The 24,546-nt window shown below is 65.9% G+C and carries 2 protein-coding genes; both read left to right on the top strand.

Features of this window, described 5'->3' with window-relative positions:
• Positions 1 to 193 precede the first annotated feature (193 nt).
• Positions 194 to 13,054 carry a non-ribosomal peptide synthetase gene (locus tag BM110_RS14455; RefSeq protein ID WP_093513661.1) on the top strand — a complete coding sequence of 4,287 codons (12,861 nt, stop codon included), beginning with the start codon at positions 194 to 196 and terminating at the stop codon, positions 13,052 to 13,054.
• Positions 13,051 to 24,357: a non-ribosomal peptide synthetase gene (locus tag BM110_RS14450; RefSeq protein WP_093513660.1), complete on the top strand. Its 11,307-nt coding sequence runs from the start codon at positions 13,051 to 13,053 to the stop codon at positions 24,355 to 24,357. The genes BM110_RS14455 and BM110_RS14450 overlap by 4 nt, the downstream gene beginning before the upstream one ends.
• The last annotated feature ends 189 nt before the right edge of the window (positions 24,358 to 24,546 follow it).

Genomic DNA, 24,546 nt, shown 5'->3' with positions numbered 1-24,546 from the left:
TCCCGCCTTGTCCCCGCTTCCCATGTCACCCCCCGTCCGCCAAATCCCGTAATTTTCCAAGCCTGCCGGAAGCCTCTCCAGGCCCCCGGCTGCGCCCGCTTTTTTTAATGGCGGGCGTCCAGCAGACCCGATCCAAGCGGCAGCTGAAAACGGACTTTCTCCTCAACCGTGACTTATCAGGCAGGTTACCCCCATGCAGTTCAGCGAATTATTGGCAGCGATTTCCACCCATGCGATCCGTCTGCAACGGGAAGAAGGTGACCTGGTCATCCTGGGTGACGACGAGGCGCTGGACGATGCGCTGTGGGACCAACTGATCGCCCACAAGCCGCGCCTGCTGGAGCTGGTCGCCGAACATGGCGGTGACTGGCTGAGCCCGGCCTACCGCATCACGCCGGCCATGCTGCCGCTGGTCAGCCTCGACCAGGCGGCCATCGACCGTATCGTCGCTGCCATCCCCGGTGGCGCGGCGAATGTGCAGGACATCTACCCGCTGGCGCCGCTCCAGGAGGGCATGCTTTACCACCATCTGTCGGCGGAACAGGGCGATCCCTACGTGCTGCACGCGCAGTTCGAGTTCGATAGCCACGCACGTTTGCAGGCGTTTGCCGAAGCCTTGCAGTGGGTGATCGATCGCCACGACATCCTGCGCACTTCGATGGTCTGGGAGCGCCTCGACGAGCCGTTGCAGGTGGTGTGGCGCAAGGCGACCCTGGCGTGCGAGGCCGTTGGCTTCGAGGCGCGCACCGATCGCATGGACCTGGGCCAGGCACCGCTGCTGCGCCTGGTGTATACCGCAGATCCAGCGGACGGGCGTGTGGCGGCAACGTTGCTGTTTCACCACACCATCCTCGACCACACCGCCCTTGACGTAGTGCGCCACGAGATCCAGCTGTACCTGGCCGGCGAGCAAGCCCAGGCCGGTGAGCCGGTGCCGTTCCGCAGCTATATTGCCCAGGTGCGCCATGGCGTCAGCGAGCAGGCCCATGAGGCGTTTTTCCGCGAGATGCTGGCGGATATCGACGGGCCGACCCTGCCGTTCGGTTTGCAGGATGTGCAGGGCGATGGTCTGGGCATCGACGAGGCACGGGTCCCCGTCGACAGCGCACTGAGCCGCCGTCTGCGCACCCTGGCCCGCCCGCTTGGCGTGAGCGTGGCGAGCATGATGCACCTGGCGCTGGCCCGCGTATTGGGCGTGGTCGCCGGGCGTGATTCAGTGGTGTTCGGCACCGTGATGCTCGGGCGCATGGGGGCGGGCGAGGGCGGTGAACGGGCCTTGGGCATGTTCATCAACACCCTGCCATTGCGCGTGGATGTGGGCGAGCAGGGCGTGCGGGCCGGGGTCAAGGCCACCCATGAGCGCCTCACGGCATTGCTCAACCACGAACACGCGTCCCTCGCGCTGGCCCAGCGCTGCAGTGGCGTGGCGGCACCGACGCCGTTGTTCAGCGCCATGCTCAACTACCGCCACAGCGCCGCCACGGACATGGCCGAGGTGATCGAGGTGGCCGAGGGCATCCGCGTGCTCAGCGCCGAGGAGCGCACCAACTACCCGCTGACGGTCAACGTCGACGACCTGGGTGAAGATTTCGCGCTGACGGTGATGGTCGATGCCTCCATCGGCGCCGAACGTGTCGCCACCTACCTGCACACCGCCCTGGAAAGCCTGGCCGACGCCCTTGAGCAGCGACCGGATATGCCGCTCAGCGGCCTGAACATCCTGCCTGACGCCGAACGCCATACCCTGCTGCACGGCCTCAACCACAGCGCCACGCATTACGCCGATACCGCGCTGATCCACTCTCAAGTCGAAGCCCACGCCGCCGCCCAGCCTGACGCCATTGCGCTGCGCTTCGACAATCAGCGCATCAGCTACCGCCAACTCAACGAACGTGCCAACCAGGTCGCCCATCGCCTGCTGGCCCAGGGCATCCGCCCGGATGATCGCGTGGCGATCTGCGTGGAGCGCGGCCCGGAGATGATCATCGGCCTGCTGGGCATCCTCAAGGCCGGCGCCGGCTACGTGCCGATCGACCCGGCCTACCCGCAGGAACGCATCGCCTACACCCTGGCCGATAGCGCACCCTTGGCGGTGCTGGTGCAGGCCAATACGCGCCACCTGGTCGGCGACCTGCCGCAGATCGACCTCAACGGCTTGCGCGGCGAATCCATCGTCAACCCCCGCGTCGACCTCAGCCCGGCCCACCTGGCCTATGTGATCTACACCTCCGGCTCCACCGGCCAGCCCAAGGGCGTGATGATCGAACACCGCCAGGTCGCGCGCTTGTTCACCGCCACCGAACACTGGTTCGGCTTCAACCGCAACGACGTCTGGGCGTTGTTCCATTCCTTTGCCTTCGACTTCTCGGTATGGGAAATCTGGGGCGCGCTGATGCACGGCGGCCAGTTGCTGATCGTGCCGCAACTGGTCAGCCGCTCGCCGGACGAGTGCTACACGCTGCTCTGCGAAGCGGGCGTGAGCATCCTCAACCAGACGCCCAGCGCCTTCCGCCAATTGATCGCCGCGCAAGGCCAGAACCCCCGGTCCCATTCCCTGCGCCAGGTGATCTTCGGCGGCGAGGCGCTGGAACCGGGCGTGCTGAAGCCGTGGTACGCCCGGGCGATCAACGCCGGCACGCAACTGGTGAACATGTACGGCATCACCGAAACCACCGTGCACGTCACCTATCGCGCCCTGGAAGCGGCGGATGCGCAGTTGGTCGGCGTCAGCCCGATTGGCGTGCGCATTCCCGATTTGCAGTTGTATGTACTCGACGCGCGCCGCGAGCCGTTGCCGCTGGGCGTAGTCGGCGAGCTGTACGTGGGCGGTGCCGGGGTAGCGCGCGGTTACCTCAACCGTGAGGCGCTCACCGCCGAGCGCTTCCTGGTCGACCCGGCCAGCGGCCAGCGCCTGTACAAGACCGGCGACCTTGGCCGCCTGCTGGCCGACGGCAGCGTCGAATACCTGGGCCGCAACGATGACCAGGTGAAGATCCGCGGTTTCCGTATCGAGCTGGGCGAGATCGAAGCGCACCTGGCCAGCGCCGAGGGCGTGCGTGACGCGGTAGTCATCGCCCGGGAAGACCAGCCGGGCGACAAGCGCCTGGTGGCCTACGTGATAAGCGAGGGCGAGCTGCGTGTGGCCGATCTGCGCGACCATCTGTTGCAGAGCCTGGCCGACTACATGGTGCCCAGTGCCTTTGTGCAACTGGATAAATTGCCGCTCACCACCAACGGCAAGCTCGACCGCAAGGCGCTGCCCGCACCCGATGCCGATGCCCTGGCGCGCCGGGGTTATCAGGCGCCCCAAGGCGCGGTGGAAACGGCCATCGCGGCGATCTGGCAAGACCTGCTCAAGCTTGACCGGGTGGGGCGTGACGACAACTTCTTCGAACTCGGCGGCCACTCCCTGTTGGCGGTCAAGCTGATCGAGCGCATGCGCCAGGTCGATCTCAGCGCCGATGTGCGCGTGCTGTTCGGCCAACCGACGCTGGCGGCGCTGGCCGCCGCAGTGGGGGGGCAGCAAGAGGTGCTGGTGCCGGCCAACCGGATCACCGCCGCCACCCAGCACATCACCCCGGACATGCTGCCCCTGGTGGAGCTGGACCAGGCCAGCCTCGACCACATTATCCAGGGCGTGCCCGGCGGCATCAGCAATGTGCAGGACATCTACGGCCTGGCGCCGTTGCAGGCCGGCATCCTGTATCACCACCTGGCAACCACCGAGGGCGATCCCTACGTGTTGCAGGTGCAGTTCAGCTTCGACGACCAGGTGGCGGTGGACGCGTTTGTCCATGCGCTGCACAGCGTGATCGAGCGCAATGACATCCTGCGCACCGCGATCCTCTGGGAAGGCCTCAACGAGCCGGTGCAGGTGGTGTTGCGCCAGGCGGCGCTGACCGTGGAACGTATCGACGAACCGCTGGCGCAGTTGCAGCAACGCTTCGACCCGCGTCACTTCCGACTGGACTTGAGCCGTGCGTCGCTGATGCGCTTTGTCTACGCCGAAGAGCAGGGCCGGTTTGTCGGCATCCTGCTGTTGCACCATATCCTGCTCGACCACACGGCCTTGCAAGTGCTGGTGGAAGAAATGAGCGCCAGCCTGGCCGGCAACAGCGCGCAACTGCCCGCCGCCGTGCAGTACCGCAATTACGTGGCCCAGGCGCGGCTTGGGGTCAGCCAGGCCCAGCACGAAGCGTTCTTCAGCGAGATGCTCGGCGATATCGACGAGCCGACCCTGGCCTTCGGCCTGCAGGACGTGAATGGCGATGGCAGCGGCATCATCGAGGCCCACTTGCCCCTGGAGCCGGCACTGAGCCTGGGCCTGCGCGAACAAGCGCGGCAACTGGGCGTGAGCAGCGCGAGCCTGGTGCACCTGGCCTGGGCGCAGGTGCTGGGGCAGGTGTCCGGCCAGCAGTCGGTGGTATTCGGCACCGTGCTGCTGGGGCGCATGCAAGGCGGCGAAGGTGCCGACCGGGCGCTGGGGATGTTCATCAATACCTTGCCGCTGCGGGTCAGCCTCGGTGCCGTGGGTGTGCAAGCCGGCGTGCGCGCCACCCATGCGCGCCTGGCGCAGTTGCTCGGGCATGAACATGCGTCGTTGTCCCTGGCCCAGCGCTGCAGTGGCGTGCCGGGTTCGCTGCCGCTGTTCAGCACCTTGCTCAACTATCGCCACAGTGCGCCGGGGGACGCGCCGGGAGACAACCCGTTCGCGGCCTCCGGCATTCAGATCCTCAGTTCCGAGGAACGCAGCAACTACCCGCTGGTGCTCAACGTCGATGACCTGGGCACAGGCTTTGCCCTGACGGTACAAGGCGTCGCGAGCCTGGATGTGCAGCGCGTGGGGGACTATATGCTCACCGCGCTGCGCCACCTGGTGGCGGCGTTGCAACAGGCACCGACCACGCCGTTGCAGGCCGTGTCGATCCTGCCGGCCGCCGAGCGTCATCAGATACTGGTGGACTTCAACGCCACCGCCCGTGAGTACCCGGCGCACCTTACCGTGCACCAGTTGTTCGAAGCCCAGGCGCTGGCCCGTCCGGAAGCGGTCGCGGCAGTGCAGGGCGCATTGTCCCTGAGTTACCGCGACCTCAACCGGCGTGCCAACCGCCTGGCCCATCACTTGCTCAACCAGGGTGTGCAACCTGGCGAGAGCGTGGCGATCGCGCTGCCGCGCTCGCTCGACCTGCTGATCTGCCAACTGGCGATCCTCAAGTGCGGTGCGGTGTATGTACCGCTGGACATCAACGCGCCGGTCGAACGCCAGGCATTCATCGTGCAGGACAGCGGCGCGCACCGGGTGCTCACGACCCTGGCCGACTTGAACCTGGACACATTGTCGCCGCGCAACCCTGAGCTGCCGCAGTCTGCCGAAAGCGTCGCCTATATCCTCTACACCTCCGGCTCCACCGGCGCGCCCAAAGGCGTGCAAGTGCCGCACCGCGCCATCTCGCGCCTGGTGATCAATAACGGCTATGCCGATTTCAACGCCCGCGACCGCGTGGCCTTCGCCTCCAACCCGGCATTCGACGCCAGCACCCTCGACGTGTGGGCGCCCCTGCTCAATGGCGGTTGTGTGGTGGTGGTCGAACATGCGGTGCTGTTGTCCCAGGCCGCGTTCGCCGCGTTGTTGCAGGAGCAATCCGTCAGCGTGCTGTGGATGACCGCCGGGCTGTTCCACCAGTACGCTGACGCGCTGTTGCCGGTATTCGCGCAGTTGCGCTACCTGATCGTCGGCGGCGACGTCCTCGACCCGCAGGTGATCGACCGGGTGCTCAGGCACGGCAAGCCCCGGCACCTGCTCAATGGCTACGGGCCCACCGAAGCCACCACGTTTTCCACCACCCACGAAATCACCCGGGTCGGCGAGGGCGGCATCCCCATCGGGCGCCCGATCGCCAATGCCCAGGCGTACGTGCTGGACCCGCGCCAGCAACCACTGCCGTTGGGTGTGGTCGGCGAGCTGTACATCGGCGGTGCGGGCGTGGCCACGGGGTATTTGAACCAAGCGCAACTCACAGCCGAGAAATTTATCCCGAACCCCTTCGGCGAGGGCCTGTTGTACCGCACCGGTGACCTGGCCTGCTGGCAGGCCGACGGCACCTTGCTGTACCAGGGGCGCAATGACCTGCAGGTGAAGATCCGTGGTTTCCGTATCGAACCCGGCGAGATCGAGACCTGCCTGGCCAGTTTCCCGGGCGTGAAGGACGTGGTGGTGCTGGTCCGCGAAGACCAGCCCGGTGACAAGCGCCTGGTGGCCTACTACACGGCCAGTGTGGCGCTGGAGATTGAAGCCCTGCGCGCTCACCTGCAAGGCCAGTTGCCGGACTACATGGTGCCGTCGGCGTATGTGTGGCTGGAGCTGCTGCCGCTCACCGCCAACGGCAAACTCGACCGCAAGGGCCTGCCGGTGCCGGACCAGAGCGCGCTGCTCAGCCGCGGCTTCGAGGCGCCGGAAGGCGAAGTGGAAACCCAGCTGGCGCAGATCTGGCAGGACGTGCTCAAGCTGGAGCGGGTTGGCCGTCATGATCATTTCTTCGAACTGGGCGGGCATTCGCTGCTGGCGGTCAGCCTGATCGAACGCATGCGCCAGGTCGGCCTGAGCTGCGACGTACGCGTGTTGTTCAGCCAGCCAAGCCTGGCGGCGCTGGCCGCTGCCGTGGGCAGTGGCCGGGAAATCGTGGTGCCGGCCAATGGCATCCCCAAGGATTGCACCCGGATCACGCCGTCGATGCTGACGCTGGTGCAACTCGACCCCGCAGCCATCGAACGTATCGTCGCGAATGTGCCGGGCGGCGCGGCGAATGTGCAGGACATCTACCCGCTGGCGCCGTTGCAGGAAGGCATTCTTTATCACCACATCAGCGCCGAGCAGGGCGACCCGTACCTGCTGCAATCGCGCATGGCGTTCGACAGCCTGGAGCGTTTGCAGGGGTTCATGGGTGCGCTGCAACAGGTGGTGGCCCGCCACGACATCCTGCGCACTGGCATGGTCTGGGAAGGCCTGGACAGCCCGGTGCAAGTGGTGTGGCGCGAGGCGAAACTGATCGTGCAAGAGGTCGACCTGGACCCGGCCGAAGGCGACATCATCGAGCAGTTGCATGCACGCTTCGATGCCCGTCACTACCGCCTGGACATCACCCAGGCGCCGTTGCTGCGCATGGTGTATGCCCAGGATCCGGCGAATCAGCGTGTGGCGGCGATCCTGCTGTTCCATCACCTGGCGCTCGATCACACCGCCATGGAGGTGGTGGGCCAGGAAATGCGTGCGTTCATGTTCAACCAGGCCCAGGACTTGCCCGAGGCGGCGCCGTTTCGCAACTACGTGGCTCAGGCTCGCCTTGGCGTCAGCGTGGAGGAACACGAGGCGTTCTTCCGCGACATGCTCGCCGATGTGGATGAGCCGACCTTGCCGTTCGGCGTGCAGGACGTGCAGGGCGATGGGCGCGATATCGAGGAAGCCGAACAGGCCGTGGATGCCGCGCTGGCCCAACGGGTACGCGAGCAGGCCCGGCAACTGGGCGTCAGCGCCGCGAGCCTGATGCACCTGGCCTGGGCGCAGGTGCTGGGGCTGGTATCCAGGCGTGACGACGTGGTGTTCGGCACCGTGTTGATGGGGCGCATGCAGGCCGGTGACGGCGCGGACCGTGCGCTGGGCATGTTCATCAACACCTTGCCCTTGCGCGTGGACGTGGCAGCCACTGCCGCCGCTGCGGTCAAGGCCACCCACGGGCGCTTGAGTGCCTTGCTCGGCCATGAACACGCGTCCCTCGCGCTGGCCCAGCGTTGCAGCGGCGTGGCAGGTGCATCGCCGCTGTTCAGCGCCTTGCTCAACTACCGTCACAGCAGCCCCGGTGAAATGGCCCGCGACGGCCACGGCATCTGGGAAGGCGTGCAATTGCTCGGCGGCGAAGAACGCAGCAACTACCCGCTGACCTTGAGCGTGGATGACCTGGGTGAAGGCTTTGGCCTCACGGTACTGGCGCTGCCGCAGATCGGCGCCCAGCGCCTGTGTGCCTATATGCATAACGCCGTAGAACAGTTGGTGGCCTGCCTGGAAAACGCACCGAAGACCCTGCTCAACCAGCTGACGATCCTGCCGGCGGCAGAGCGTGAAACCCTGCTGCGTGATTTCAACGCCACGGCCGAGGATTTCCCGCAGGGGCACACCGTCCACGGTGCCTTCGAGGTGCAGGCCGAACGCCAACCCCAGGCTATCGCGGTGATGCAAGACGGTGAGGCGTTGACCTACGAACAGCTCAACCGGCGCGCCAACCAACTGGCCCATTACCTGTTGACACTCGGGGTACAGCCCGACGACCGAGTAGCCCTGTGTTGTCGTCGCGGCCCGCAGATGCTGGTGGGTTTGCTGGGCATCCTCAAGGCCGGTGCCGGTTACGTGCCCATCGACCCGGCGTATCCCGCCGAGCGCATCGCTTATTTGCTACACGACAGCGCGCCGGTGGCGGTGCTGGCCGAAGCCAGTACCCGCGACCTGTTGGGCAACATCGCCACGGTGGACCTGCACGACCCATGTCTGCAGCAGCATGCCGTCAGCAATCCGCAGCTCAGCCTCCTGACCCCTGCGCACCTGGCCTACGTGATCTACACCTCCGGCTCCACTGGCCAGCCCAAGGGCGTGATGGTGGAACACCGCAGCGTGGAAAACCTGGTGCACTGGCACTGCGAGGCCTTTGGTCTGGATGCGACGAGCCACACCAGCAGCGTCGCCGGTTTCGGGTTTGACGCGATGGCCTGGGAAGTCTGGCCGGCGCTGTGTGTGGGCGCTACCTTGCACCTGCCGCCGGCCGATGTCGGCAATGAAAACATCGACGAACTGCTGGCCTGGTGGCTGGCACAACCACTGGACGTCAGCTTCCTGCCGACCCCGGTGGCCGAATACGCTTTCGGCCAGCAGTTGCAACACCCGACCTTGCGCATCCTGCTGATCGGCGGTGATCGCCTGCGCCAGTTCACCCAGGAGCGGCGCTTTGCCGTGATCAATAACTATGGCCCCACCGAAGCCACGGTGGTTGCCACCTCTGGCCGCGTACGCGCCGGGCAGGTGCTGCATATCGGGCGGCCCATCGCCAACGGCCGTGTCTACCTGCTGGACGCGCACTTGCGTGCGGTGCCGGTGGGCGTGGCGGGCGAGTTGTACGTGGGCGGCAGCGGCGTGGCACGGGGTTACCTGAACCGTCCGGACCTGACCGCCGAACGCTTCCTGCAAGACCCGTTCAACGCCGGTCGCATGTACCGCACCGGCGACCTGGCGCGCTGGTTGCCCGATGGCAATATCGAGTACCTGGGCCGTAACGATGACCAGGTCAAGGTGCGTGGCGTGCGGGTTGAGCTGGGGGAGATCGAAAACTGCCTGGCTGCCGTGGAAGGCGTCGGCGAAGCGGTGGTGCTGGTGCGTGAAGGCCGCCTGATCGCCTGGTTCACCGCACGGCAACCGCTGGCTATCGAGACCCTGCGTGCCGACCTGCAAGCCCGGTTGCCCGAGGCCCTGGTGCCGGTCGCCTATGTGCAGGTGCAGGCACTGCCCCTGACCGCCAACGGCAAGCTGGACCGCAAGGCCCTGCCGGAGCCGGATCAGGCCGCGCTGCTGACCCGCGAATACGAAGCCCCCCAGGGCGACGTGGAAACCACTCTGGCGCGCATCTGGTCCGAAGTGCTGCAGGTTGAACGGGTGGGTCGCCATGACCACTTCTTCGAGCTCGGCGGCCATTCATTGTTGGCCGTCAGTCTGATCGAACGCATGCGCCAGGTCGGCCTGAGTGCCGATGTGCGCGTGCTGTTCAGCCAGCCGACCCTGGCCGCTCTGGCCGCCGCTGTCGGCAGCGGTCGCGAAGTGCAGGTGCCGGTTAATCGCATTCCCGCCAACTGCCGGCGCATTACGCCGGACCTGCTGACATTGGTGGAACTCGACCAGGCAACCATCGATCAAGTGGTCGCGCAAGTGCCCGGTGGCGTGGCCAATGTGCAGGACATCTACCCGCTGGCGCCGTTGCAAGAGGGCATCCTCTACCATTACATCACCGCTGAGCAGGGCGACCCGTACCTGCTGCAAACGCACCTGGCGTTCGACAGCCTCGACCGCCTGAATGCCTTTGCCCAGGCGTTGCAGCAGGTGATCGATCGTCACGACATCCTGCGCACCGGTGTGGTCTGGGAGGGGTTGGCGCAACCGCTGCAAGTGGTGTGGCGCACCGCCGAACTGCAGGTGCAGGCGCTGCACCTGCAAGGCGATGTACTGGCCGGCCTGCACCAACGTTTCGATGCACGACGCTATCGCCTGGACATCAGCCAGGCTCCGCTGATCCGCCTGATGTACGCCCAGGATCCCTCCCACCAACGGGTGGTCGCGGTATTGCTGTATCACCATATCGTCCTCGACCACACCGCATTTGACGTCGTGCTGCGGGAAATGCAGGGCTTCCTGCTCGGCCGGCAAGTGCCCGCGGCTGCACCGATGCCGTATCGCAACTACGTGGCGCAGGCGCGGTTGGGCGTGAGCGAACAGGAGCACGAAGGCTTTTTCCGCGCCATGCTCGGCGATATCGACGAGCCGACATTGCCCTTCGGCTGGCAGGACGTGCGCGGCGACGGCAGCGCCGTCGAGGAACACAGCCTGCGCCTGCACAGCGACCTCAACCGCCGCTTGCGGGCCCAGGCCCGGCTGATGGGGGTGAGCACGGCGAGCCTGTTTCACCTGGCGTGGGGCCAGGTGCTGGCGGCGACATCGGGCCGCCACAGTGTGGTGTTCGGCACCGTATTGGTCGGTCGCCTGCAAGGTGGCGAGGGCGCCGACCGCGCCCTGGGGGTATTTATCAATACCTTGCCGCTGCGTCTGGATATCGACGGTCAAGGCGCACGTGCCGCCGTACGGGCGACCCACGAACGGCTCAGCGCCTTGCTTGGCCATGAACACGCGTCCCTGGCGCTGGCCCAGCGTTGCAGTGGGGTCGCTGCCCCGGCCCCGCTGTTCAGCTCAATGCTCAATTACCGTCATCGTGGCACGGCCACCCGCTCGCAGGAGGCGCAGCAGGCCTGGGAAGGCATGCAGACCCTGGCCAACGACGGACGTACCAACTATCCGTTGACCTTGAACGTGGACGACTTGGGCGACGGTTATGACATCACCGCCCTGGCACGCGCCGATGCGCAACGCGTGTGCGAGTACCTGCACACGGCGTTGTCGGGCCTGGTCGAGGCGTTGGAGCACGCGCCGCAACACGCGCTCGATCGTTTGCCGATCCTGGGCGTCGAAGAGCGCAATAAGCTGCTGGTCGAATTCAACTCAACCGAGGTGCCGTACGATCTCGATCAGACCCTGCAGGCGCTGTTCGAAGCCCAGGTCGAGCGCACGCCGGAGGCGGTGGCAGTGATTGCCGCCGAGCAACGGCTGACCTACCGGGCACTCAACGAACGCGCCAATCGCCTGGCCCATCATCTGCGTGAGCACGGCGTCCAGCCGGATACACGGGTGGGGATCTGCCTCGAGCGTGGCCTGGACATGGTGGTCGGTCTGTTCGCCATTCTCAAGGCCGGCGGCGCCTACGTGCCGCTGGACCCGGCCTACCCCCAGGAGCGCATCGCCTACATGCTGCAGGACAGCGCGCCGGTGGTGGTCCTCGCGCAAGCGACCACCCGTGCGCTGCTGGGCGACGTGCCGGTGATCGAGCTTGATCACGTCACGTGGCAACGCCAGCCCGCGACCAACCCCCAGGTCCCGGGCCTCACCGCTCGCCACGCCGCCTACGTGATCTACACCTCCGGCTCCACCGGCGAGCCCAAGGGGGTGATCAACGAGCACGCCGGGGTGGTCAACCGCTTGCTCTGGATGCAGGACGCCTACGGGCTCAATGCTGAGGATGCAGTGCTGCAGAAAACCCCGTTCAGTTTCGACGTGTCGGTGTGGGAATTCTTCTGGCCGCTGTTCACTGGCGCACGCCTGGTGATGGCGCGCCCGGGCGGGCACAAGGACCCGGCCTATCTGTGCGAAGTGATCGAGGCGCAGCGGATCACCACCTTGCACTTCGTACCATCGATGCTCGACGTATTCCTCGCCCATGGCGATGTGAGCCAGGCCGAAGGGTTAGTGCGTGTGATGTGCAGCGGCGAAGCCCTGCCGGGCAGCCTGGTGCGGCGCTTCAAGCAGCAATTGCCGGGCATCGGCCTGTACAACCTGTATGGCCCTACCGAAGCGGCGGTGGACGTGACCGCCTGGAACTGTGCGCGGCCCGAGGTGCCGGACAACACACCGATTGGCAAACCCATCGCCAATACCCGCATGTACGTGCTGGATGCACAGTTGCAACCGGTGCCATTGGGCGTGGTGGGCGAGTTGTTCATCGGCGGGGTGCAAGTGGCGCGGGGTTACTTGAACCGTGCGCAACTGACGGCCGAGCGCTTCCTCGAAGACCCGTTCACCGGCGGGCGCATGTATCGCACAGGGGATGTGGGTCGTTACCTGCCCGATGGCAATATCGAGTACCTGGGGCGTAACGACGACCAGGTAAAAATCCGTGGCCTGCGTATCGAATTGGGGGAAATCCAGGCGCGATTGACCGAGCACACATCAGTCAAGGACGCCGTGGTGGTGGCCCGCGACGAGCGCCTGGTCGCCTACTACACCGGAGAACATGCGCCCGTCGAAAGCCTGCGTGCCCAACTGCTACTGCACCTGCCGGACTTTATGGTGCCCGCGCTGTTCGTGCACCTCGACGCGTTGCCCTTGAGCCCCAACGGCAAACTCGATCGCAAGGCCCTGCCGGCACCGGGCATGGAAGCACGGCTGGTACGCGCGTTCGAAGCCCCCGAAGGGGAGACCGAAATCCTGCTGGCCCGGCTCTGGGCAGAACTGCTCAACGTGGAGCGGGTAGGGCGCCACGACAATTTCTTTGAACTGGGCGGGCACTCGCTGCTCGCCGTCAGCCTCATCGGGCGCTTGCGCCAGGAAGGCATGGAAGCCGACGTGCGCGCGTTGTTCGAACAGCCGACCCTGGCTGGCTACGCCGCATTGACTGAACGAATGGAGATCGTCCTGTGAGCATCAACCAACTGCTGGCGACGCTGAAGACCAAGGACATCCAACTGGCGCTCAAGGGCGAACAGCTATCGGTCCAGGGCAACAAGCAAGCCTTGAGCGACCCGGCGATCCTCGCCGCCCTGCGCGAGCACAAACCGGCGTTGATCGAGCTGATCAAGGCCGGTGAATACTCGGCGACGAAGGCGGGCGTAGTCGACGTACCCGCCAATGGCATACCGGCGGACGCCGAGCGCATCCTGCCGTCGATGTTGACGTTGTCGACGCTGAGCCAGGATGAGGTCGACCGCATCGTCGCCAGCGTCGATGGCGGCGTGGCGAATATCCAGGATATCTACCCGCTGGCGCCCTTGCAGGAAGGCATTCTGTTCCACCACGTCAGTGCCGAGCGGGGCGACCCGTACGTGATGCAATCGCAGTTTTCCTTCGACAGCCTGGAGCGGTTCGAGGCGTTTGCCCAGGCACTGCAAGCGGTGATGGACCGCCACGACATCCTGCGCACAGGAGTGGTCTGGGAGGGTGTGCAGCAACCGTCGCAAGTGGTGTGGCGCCGCGCGCGCCTGCCGGTGCAGGCCTTGGCGCTGGACCCGGCCGACGGCGACATCGCCACGCAACTGCGCGCGCTGTTTGATGCCCGCCACTATCGCCTCGACGTGTCCCAGGCGCCGTTGCTGCGTCTGGTGCGGGCCGAGGACGTGGCCAATCAACGTATCGTTGCCAGCCTGCTGTTCCACCATATGGCCCTTGATCACAGCGCCCTGGAAGTCGTGTGCCACGAGCTGCAGGCCTGCCTGTTGGGGCAGGGCGCGACGTTGGGGCAGGCCGTGCCGTTTCGCAACTACGTGGCTCAGGCGCGGTTGGGGATCAGCGAGCAGGCACACGAACACTTCTTCCGCCAGATGCTTGGCGACATCAGCGAACCCACCTTGCCGTTTGGCTTGAGCGATGTGCAGGGCGATGCGCGGGGGATTACCGAGGCACACCTGGCGCTGCCGGCGGCGTTGTCGCAACGGTTGCGAGCACAGGCACGGCAACTGGGGGTCAGCGCAGCCAGCCTGTTTCATTTGGCGTGGGCGCAGGTGCTGGGGGTGTTGGCGGGCAAGGAACAGGTGGTGTTCGGCACGGTATTGATGGGCCGCATGCAGGGCAGTCATGACACAGACCGGGCGCTGGGTATCTTCATCAACACCTTGCCGTTTCGCGTGGACGTGGGCCGCGAGGACGTGCGCACCGGGGTCAAGGCGACTCATGCGCGGCTGACGACGTTGCTGCGGCATGAGCACGCACCGTTGGCGCTGGCCCAGCGGTGCAGCGGCGTGGTGGCGCCGACGCCGTTGTTCAGCGCCTTGCTCAATTATCGCCACAGTGCCTCGGCGGCCAGTGACGAAGCGATCTCCGCCTGGCAGGGCATCGCTGCGCTGAGCGCCGAGGAACGTACCAATTACCCCTTGACCCTGAGTGTCGACGACTTCGGCGATGACTTTGCCCTGAGTCTGCTGGCCAGCACCCTGGTGGATCCGCAGCGCGTCTGTGCCTACGTGCAGACCGCCTTGGAAAACCTGCTGACCGCGCTCGAACAGGCGCCAGACACTGCGCTCAACCAGGTGTCAGTGCTTCCGTTCGCCGAGCAGCAGTGGTTGTTGGAACACTTCAACTCCACCCACACGGATTTCCCCCAAGGCACCACGCTGCACGGGCGCATCGAAGCCCAGGCCGCGCTGAGCCCCGACGCCATTGCCGCCGTGCATCAGGGCCGCCAGCTCACCTATGCCGAACTCAACCAGCAAGCCAACCTGCTGGCCCATCATCTGCTGGCGCTGGGGGTCAGGCCTGACGACCGCGTCGCCATCGTCGCCCGTCGCGGGCTGGATACCCTGGCCGGCCTGCTGGCGATTCTCAAGGCCGGCGCCTGCTATGTACCGGTGGACCCGTCGCACCCGGCCGAGCGCCTCAACTACCTGCTCAGCGACAGCGCCCCGGTGGCGGTGTTGACCCAGCACGCCTTGCTCGAGCGCCTGCCGGCCCTTGACGTGCCGGTGATCAACCTCGACCGCTACACCTGGCAGCACCATTCGGCGAGCAACCCGAAGGTTGCGGTCACGCCGTCCAACCTCGCCTATGTGATCTACACCTCCGGCTCCACCGGTCTGCCCAAGGGCGTCATGGTGGAGCACCACACCGTCGCCAATCTGATTGACTGGCATTGCCACGCCTTTGACCTGTGCGCCGGGCGCCACACCGCCAGCGTCGCCGGGTTCGGCTTTGACGCGATGGCCTGGGAAGTCTGGCCGGCGCTGTGCGTGGGCGCGACCCTGCACCTGCCACCGGCCCATGACGGCACCGAGGATGTCGACGCACTTCTGGCCTGGTGGTGCGCGCAGCCGTTGGACGTGTGCTTCCTGCCCACGCCGGTGGCCGAGTACGCATTCAGCCAGCAGCTCGAACACCCGACGCTGCGCACGCTGCTGATCGGTGGTGATCGCTTGCGCCAGTTCGGTCGCGCCCAACGTTTCGACCTGATCAACAACTACGGGCCGACCGAAGCCACGGTGGTCGCCACCTCCGGCAAGGTCGAGGCCGGCCAGCCGTTGCACATCGGCAAACCCATCGCCAATGCCACGGTGTACCTGCTGGATGAGCAGCAGCGGCCGGTACCGCTGGGGGTGGCGGGGGAGTTGTATGTGGGCGGTAAAGGCGTGGCGCGGGGTTATCTCAACCGTGCGGAGTTGACGGCCGAACGTTTCCTGCAGGACCCATTCAACGCCGGGCGCATGTACCGTACCGGCGATCTGGCACGCTGGCTGCCGGACGGCACTATCGAGTACCTGGGGCGCAATGACGACCAGGTGAAGATCCGTGGCATGCGCATCGAACTGGGCGAAATCGAAGCCCAACTCAACCAGTTGGCGGGTATCCAGGAAGCCGTGGTGCTGGTGCGTGAAGAGCGGCTGGTGGCGTATTTCACCGAAAACCGCCAGCTCGACCCGCTGGTTGTAGCCGAACTCCGCGCCCACCTGGTGGCGCACCTGCCGGACTACATGGTGCCGGTCGCCTATGTGAAGCTGGACGCGTTGCCCCTGACCGCCAACGGCAAGCTCGACCGCAAGGCCCTGCCGGCGCCGGACATGGCCGCAGTGTTTACCCGCGAGTACGTGGCTCCCGAAGGTGAAATCGAAACCGTACTGGCGCAGATCTGGGCCGATGTGCTGCAGGTGGAGCGGGTGGGGCGTCGCGATCATTTCTTCGAACTGGGCGGGCATTCCTTGCTGGCGATGCGCATGGTCTCGCAGATCCGCCAGCGCCTGGGTGTGGAGTTGCTGCTCGGCGATTTGTTTGCCAATGCCGAGTTGGCGGCGGTGGCCGAGGTGCTGGCCCAGTCCGGTCGCAGCACCTTGCCAGCTATCCTCCCGGCCAATCGTGATGAGCCCACGCCGCTGTCCTTCGCCCAGCAGCGCCTGTGGTTCCTGGCGCTGATGGAAGGCGCCAACACTGCCTACAACATTCCCATCGGGCTGCGTCTGCGTGGGCAGTTGCATGTGGAGGCGCTGCAACGGGCGCTGGCGCGCATCGTTGCGCGCCACGAAACCCTGCGCAGCCGCTTTGCCCAGCGCGGCGACGAGGCCCAGGTGGTGATCGTGCCCGCCGAAGACGTGTTGCCCCTGCAAGTGCAGGACCTGCGCCGCCACCCGCAACCACAGCAGGCGCTGGACGCGTTGATCCATGGCGAGGCCTCGGCGCCGTTCGACCTGGAGCGCGGCCCGCTGCTGCGCGGGCGTCTGGTGGTAATGGCCGACGATCACCATGTGCTGTTGCTGACGCTGCACCATATCGTGTCCGATGGCTGGTCCATGGGCGTGCTCACCCGCGAACTGATGGCGCTGTACCAGGCCTTCAGCCACGGCCAGCCCGACCCCTTGCCGGCGCTGCCGATCCAGTACGGCGACTTCGCGGTATGGCAGCGCCTGTGGCTCAGCGGTGAAGTGCTGCAGCGCCAGAGCACCTTTTGGCAACAGGCGCTGGCCGGTGCGCCGGCCTTGCTCACGCTGCCCACCGACCGCCCGCGCCCGGCGCAGCAGGACTACGCCGGCAGTAGCGTCGAGGTGCGCCTGGACGAACGCCTCACCGCCGGGCTCAAGGCCTTGAGCCAACGCCACGGCACCACGCTGTACATGACCTTGATGAGCGCGTGGGCCTCACTGCTGGCACGGCTCTCCGGGCAGCACGATGTGGTGATCGGCTCACCCGTGGCCAACCGCACGCGCAGCGAAGTGGAAGGGCTGATCGGCCTGTTTGTGAACACCCTGGCGGTGCGCATCGACACCTCGGGCGAGCTGAGCACCGAAGCGCTGTTGGCGCGGGTCAAGGCCCAGGCCCTGGAAGCCCAGGCCCACCAGGACCTGCCGTTCGAACAAGTGGTAGAGATCACCCGGCCACCGCGCAGCCTGGCCCACAGCCCGCTGTTCCAGACCCTGCTGACCTGGCAGGACAGCAGTGCGCCGACCCTGGCCCTGGGCGACCTGGCCTTGGAAGGCATCGTCGAGGACAGTCACTTCGCCAAGTTCGACCTGTCCCTGGACCTGTCGGAAGTGCAGGGCACCATCATCGGCGCGCTGGAATACGCAGTGGCGCTGTTCGACGCATCGACGGTGCAGCGTTACGCCGGCTACTTCACCCGCGTGTTGCAGGCCATGGCGGATAACGACCAGGCGGTGCTGGAACAGGTGTCGCTGGTGGATGAGCGTGAGCGCCAGCACCTGCTGTTTGATTTCAACGCCACCGAAGTCGCTTATGACCTCGAGCAGACCTTGCATGGCCTGTTCGAAGCGCAGGCGACGCGGACGCCGGACGCCATTGCCGTCAAAGCCGATGACGGCGTGTTGACCTATGCCGAGCTGAATGCGCGGGCCAATCAACTGTCCCGCCACCTGCTGGAATTGGGTGTGCAGCCGGATTCACGGGTGGCGATCTGCGTGGAGCGCGGCCTGGACATGGTCATCGGCCTGTACGCGATCCTCAAGGCCGGTGCCGCCTATGTGCCGCTGGACCCGGCGTATCCGCTGGAGCGCATTGCCTACATGCTGGAGGACAGCGCACCGGTGGCGGTGCTGGCCCAGGGGGCGACGCGGGCATTGCTGGGGGAGGTGCCGGTGGTCGATCTGGACCAGCCGAGCTGGCAGCACCAGCCTGTCGACAACCCTCACGTGCCAGCCGTCAGTGCCTACGTGATCTACACCTCCGGCTCCACCGGCCAGCCCAAGGGCGTGATCAACGACCACCCCGGCGTGGTCAACCGCCTGCTGTGGATGCAGGACGCCTATGGCCTGCAAGCCCATGACCGGGTGCTGCAAAAAACGCCGTTCAGCTTCGACGTGTCGGTGTGGGAGTTCTTCTGGCCGCTGTTCACCGGCGCCTGCCTGGTGATGGCGCGCCCGGGCGGGCACAAAGACCCGGTGTACCTGTGCGAGGTGATTGCCGCCGAGCAGATCACCACGCTGCACTTCGTGCCGTCGATGCTGGATGTGTTCCTGGCCCATGGCGATGTGAGCCAGGCCGAAGGGTTAGTGCGTGTGATGTGCAGCGGCGAAGCCCTGCCGGGCAGCCTGGTGCGGCGCTTCAAGCAGCAATTGCCAGGTAGCCAATTGCATAACCTGTACGGCCCGACCGAAGCCGCTGTCGATGTGACCGCATGGAACTGCGCCGGGCCGGTGACGCCGGACAACACGCCGATCGGCAAACCGATCGCCAACACCCGCATGTACGTGCTCGACGCACAGATGCAGCCCGTGCCATTGGGCGTGGTCGGCGAGCTGTTCATCGGTGGCGTGCAAGTGGCGCGCGGCTACCTGAACCGGCCGGAACTGACCGCCGAACGCTTCCTCAAGGACCCGTTCACCGATGGGCGCCTGTACCGCACCGGCGACGTTGGTCGCTACCTGGCGGACGGGACGATCGAGTACCTGGGGCGCAACGACGATCAGGTGAAAATCCGTGGCCTGCGCATCGAACTGGGGGAAATCCAGGCGCGCCTCACCGACCACCCGCAGGTCAATGAAGCCGCGGTGATCGCCCGCGACAATCGCCTGATTGCCTACTACACCGGTGTGTCCAGCGAGATCGACGCCTTGCGCACGCATCTTTTGCAGCATCTGCCGGAATTCATGGTGCCGTCGATCTTCGTGCACCTGGATAACTTGCCCTTGAGCCCCAACGGCAAGCTTGACCGCAAGGCACTGCCCGCGCCGGGCCTGGACTCGGTGGTGGTGCGCGAGTACGAAGCGCCCCAGGGCGACACGGAGATCGCCCTGGCCAGCCTGTGGGCCGAGCTGCTCAACGTGGAGCGCGTGGGCCGTCACGACAACTTCTTCGAGCTGGGCGGCCACTCGTTGCTTGCGGTGGGCCTGATGGGGCGCATGCGCGGCCTCGGGTTGTCGGCGGATGTGAAAGTGCTGTTTGGCCAGCCGACTTTGTCGGCCCTGGCGGCGGCCTTGGGCGCAGGGCGTGAAGTGGCGGTGCCGGTCAATGGCATTACGGCCGATTGCACGGCGATCACCCCGGACATGTTGCCGCTGATCCAACTGGATCAGCCGGCCATCGAGCGTATCGTCGCCTGTATCCCCGGCGGCGCGGCGAATGTGCAGGACATCTACCCGCTGGCGCCGTTGCAGGCCGGCATGCTCTATCACCATCGCGCCGCGCAGGGCGGTGACGACTATGTGCTACGGGCGCAGTTTGCATTCGACAGCGCCCGGCGACTGGAGGCATTTGCCCTGGCCTTGCAGGCGGTGATCCAGCGTCACGACATCCTGCGTTCGTCGTTCCATTGGGACGGCCTGGAAGAACCGGTTCAGGTGGTGTGGCGCGAGGCTTCGCTGCGGGTCGAACACGGGCCGGTGCCGGAGCGTCTGGACCTGTCCCAGGCACCGCTGATGCGCCTGGTGGTGTGTGACGGCAGTGCCATCTTGCTGTTCCACCACCTGGTGATGGACCACATCGCCCTGGAGATTTTGCAGCACGAAATGCAGGCGTTTCTCTCGGGCACGCCACACACCCTGGGCGCGCCGGTGCCGTATCGCAACTATGTGGCCCAGACCCGCTTGGGGGTTGACGATCACGAGGCATTCTTCCGTGAGATGCTGGGCGAGATCGACGAGCCGACCCGCCTGGAAACCCTTGGCGGCAATGAGCAGGTTCACTGCACCCTTGACCTGGAGCTGAGCCAACGCCTGCGCACCCAGGCCCGGCAATCCGGGGTGAGCGCCGCCAGCCTGATGCACCTGGCCTGGGCGCAGGTGCTGGGCAAGGTCTCGGGTCGGGAGCAAGTGGTGTTCGGCAGCGTGATGCTTGGCCGGCTGCAAGGCGGCGAAGGGGCCGAGCGGGCCATGGGCGTGTTCATCAACACCCTGCCGCTGCGGGTCGACCTGGGTCGGCACAGCGTGCGCGACGCGTTGCGCGCCACCCACGCACGCCTCACTCAATTGCTCAGCCATGAGCAGGCGCCGTTGGCCTTGGCCCAGCGCTGCAGTGGCGTGCCGGTGACCACGCCACTGTTCGATACGCTGTTCAACTATCGCCACAGTGCGCCGCAGGTGGCGAGCGAGGCCTGGCAGGGCATCCGGTTGCTCAAGGCCGAGGAACACAGCAACTATGGCCTGTCGGTGAGCGTGGATGACCTGGGCGCGGGTTTCTCCTTGAAAGTCGTGGGGCAGGGCGCCCGTCGCGTGTGCGACTACCTGCACATCGCGGTGGAGCAACTGGTACAGGCGTTGGAACAGGGCGGTACGCTTGCCATCGCCTATGTGCCGATCCTGCCCGCCGCCGAACGCCAGCAATTGCTGGACCTGAACGCCACTACCCGGGCATTCCCGCGTGAACATACGGTGCAACGCCTGTTCGAAGCCCAGGCTCATGCACGGCCGGCTGCGCTGGCGGCGCTGCAGGGCGAGCAGTCACTCAGTTATGGCGAGCTGAACAGCCGCGCCAATCGCCTGGCCCATCATTTGCTGGGCCTTGGAGTACGCCCCGGCGATCATGTGGCGATCCTGTTGCCGCGTTCGCTGGACCTGCTGGTCAGCCAGTTGGCCGTGCTCAAGTGCGCCGCCGCCTATGTGCCGCTGGACATCAACGCCCCGGCGGAGCGCCAGGCGTTCATGGTGCAGGACAGCGGCGCGGCCTGGTTGTTGACCGGCAGCGAGCGTGCCGTCGACTGCGCCGTGCAACGCCTGGACCTCGACACCCTGGCCCTCGATCCGCAACCGAGCCACAACCCGGACCTGTCGCAGTCCTCGGACAGCGTGGCGTACATCATGTACACCTCAGGCTCCACCGGCACGCCCAAAGGCGTGTTGGTGCCCCATCGCGGCATCACGCGCCTGGTGCTGAATAACGGCTACGCCGACTTCAACGCCAGTGACCGCGTCGCCTTCGCCTCCAACCCGGCGTTTGACGCCAGTACCATGGACGTGTGGGGGCCGTTGCTCAATGGCGGCCAGGTGCAGGTGATCGACCACGCCACCTTGCTCGATCCGGCTGCGTTTGGCCTGGCGTTGGCGGATGCGACGGTATTGTTCGTCACCACGGCGTTGTTCAACCAGTACGTACAGCTGATTCCCCAGGCCCTGGCGGGCCTGCGCATCCTGCTGTGCGGTGGTGAACGGGCCGACCCGGCGGCGTTCCGCAGTCTGTTGGCCCAGGCACCGGCATTGCGCATGGTGCATTGCTACGGGCCGACCGAAACCACCACCTACGCCACCACCTACGAAGTGCGGTCGCTGGCCGAAACGGCCGACAGCGTGCCCATCGGCCGGCCGATCTCCAATACGCAGGTGCATGTGCTGGATGCGCAGTTGCAACCGGTGCCCGTGGGCGTGACCGGTGAAATCTGCATCGGTGGGGATGGCGTGGCCAAGGGGTATCTGAACCGTCCTGAACTGACCGCTGAAAAGTTTGTGCAGGACCCGTTTATCCCAGGCGCCTTGATGTACCGCACCGGCGACCTTGGCCGCTGGACGGCGCAGGGTTTGCTGGAGTGCATCGGGCGCAATGACGACCAGGTGAAGATCCGTGGTTTCCGTATCGAACTGGGTGAGATCGAAGCGCGCCTGGCCAACGTTGCGGGTATCCAGGATGTGGTGGTGCTGGCCCGCGAGGACGCCCCAGGGGACAAGCGCCTGGTGGCGTATTTCACCTGGGGCGACACGCCTGTCGGCATCGACAGCGTGCGGGCTTGCCTGCAAGACCAGTTGCCGGACTACATGCTGCCGTCGGCCTTTGTGCCGCTGGAGTCCCTGCCGTTGACAGCCAATGGCAAGATCGACCGCAAAGCCTTGCCGGTGCCCGCCCTGGAAGCTCTGCACCGCCGCGAGTTTGAAGCACCGGTGGATGCGTTGGAGCAGACCCTGGCAGCGCTGTGGGCAGAGGTATTGAAGCTGGAACAGGTCGGGCGTCACGACAGCTTTTTCGAACTGGGCGGGCATTCACTGCTGGCGATCCGGTTGGTCAACCTGATGGAGGAAGCGGGTTTGTCCGTGTCCCTGGCGGAGTTGTTCCAGCATGCCAGCGTGGCCTCCGTCGCCGCGATGCTGCGTCAGCGCACTGATGAGCCTGTGCGCGATCCTGCGGTGATCACGGTGCGCAGCAGTGGTTCGCAGGCGCCGCTGTTCCTTGTGCATGAATTCAGTGGCATGGATGTGTATTTCCCGGCGCTGGGCCAGCATCTGCCCGGCGACTACCCGATTTACGGCCTGCCGGGCCTGGCGCTCGGCGAGCCGCACCTGGACACCATGGAAGGCCTGGCGGCGCGCCTGGTCGGGTTGATCCGGGGTATTCAACCCCATGGGCCTTACCGGGTCGCCGGCTGGTCGTTTGGCGGGGTGCTGGCCTATGAAGTGGCGATGCAACTAGTGGGGCTGGATGAACCGGTGGCATTCCTCGGTTTGATCGACAGCTACGTGCCGCGTATGACCGACCAGGGCAAGGCGCGCTGGAGTGGGCCGGACGCGCTCAAGCGGCATTTGTTGCTGCAGTGCACGGCGTATTGGAAAGCACAGGGCGGTGTGGATGAACTGGCGAACGTTGGGCAGTTGGCGTCGCAGATTGAACAGCTGGACTTTGCGGGCCTGCTGCAACGCTGTCGCGATCAAGGTCTGCTATACGCGCAAATGGCGGCGGCTGCGGAGGCGGACCTCTTGAGCTTTATCGAACGGGAAGTGGGGCACGGGCATGCGCTGGCGCACTACAGCCTGTTCCCGTTGCCCGTGGCGGTGCACCTGTTCAGCGCGGATGAGCGGCCGACCGAGTTGTCGCGGCGCAGTGAGTCCTTGGGGTGGCATGAGGTATTGGCGCCAGGCCAGTTGCGCCAGGTACAGGTGCCGGGGGATCACCAGAGCATGATGCAAACGCCGCATATCCAGGCACTGGGGCGAGCGATGAGCGAGGTGCTGGCGACCTGTTTGCCGCAGGCCCAGGCGCCGCATCTGCCGTTGTTGCGCATTCAGAGTGGCCGGACGGGGTATGCGCCGGTGTTCTGCGTACCGGGGGCAGGGGACAGTGTCACCGGGTTCGTCGGCTTGGGCGAGGCACTGGGGCGTGACTGGCCTTTGTTTGGCTTGCAGCCGCGTGGGCTGGACGGCGAAGCGGTGCCCCATAGCCAGGTGGAAGCGGCGGCGGCTTGTTACTTGATGGCCTTGGAGCAGGAATGTCCGCACGGGCCGGTGCATCTGGTGGGGCATTCGTTCGGGGGCTGGGTCGCGCTGGAGATGGCGCTGCGGTTGCAGGCGGCCGGGCGGGAGGTGGCGTCATTGACGGTGATCGACAGTGAGGCACCTGGGGGGACCGCGAAGGTGTACACCACGACGGCGGCGTTGCTGCGGTTGATCGAGGCGATGCAGTTGTCGGCGGGCAGGTCGCTGGGAATTGATCCTGGAGATTTTGCCGCGTGTGATGAGGAGGCGCAGCGGCAGCGGTTACATGCCGGCATGGTCGGGGTGGGATTGTTGCCGGGGCGTTCTGCGGTGGATGCGATGGAGGGGCCGGCGCGCACTTATGCGGCGGCGTTGCGTACGGCGTATCGGCCTGGTGCGCGGTTCAAGGGCGTGGTGCGGTTGGTGTTGGCTGAGGATCCGGCGCTGGATGCGGCGGGGAATCAGCGGGAGCAGGGGATGATGGTCGAGGGGTGGCGGCGACAGGGGAGTGGGTTGCAGGTTTGGTATGGCGGGGGGAATCACTTTACGTTGCTCAAGGCGCCGAATGTGGCGGCGTTGGCACGGTGGTGGCTGGGGGGCGTGGTGGTTGGGGAGGTGGTTTCGTGAGTGGATTGTCGGTGTACATATCCGTTGCTTCGGTAACGGCTAGCCCGGCGGCCTCAGGGCCGACCGGTATTGTGTTTGTCGAGCGCGGCTCAAATGGGGAAGGAGGCCTGCCCCCGATGGCGGTGTGTCAGTTGATGCATCTGTGGCTGTCCCACTGCAATCGGGGGCAAGCCCCCTCCCACAGTTTGA

The sequence above is a fragment of the Pseudomonas sp. NFPP28 genome, from assembly GCF_900115535.1.
In the GTDB taxonomy this organism is placed as follows: domain Bacteria; phylum Pseudomonadota; class Gammaproteobacteria; order Pseudomonadales; family Pseudomonadaceae; genus Aquipseudomonas; species Aquipseudomonas extremorientalis.
Note: the sequence above shows the minus strand (reverse complement) of the source record. Positions and strands in the feature narration are given on the sequence as shown.

Bases quoted from the DNA above. Each gene is read 5' to 3' on its own strand.
- BM110_RS14455 (WP_093513661.1), top strand. From the start codon at position 194: ATGCAGTTCAGCGAATTATTGGCAGCGATTTCCACCCATGCGATCCGT.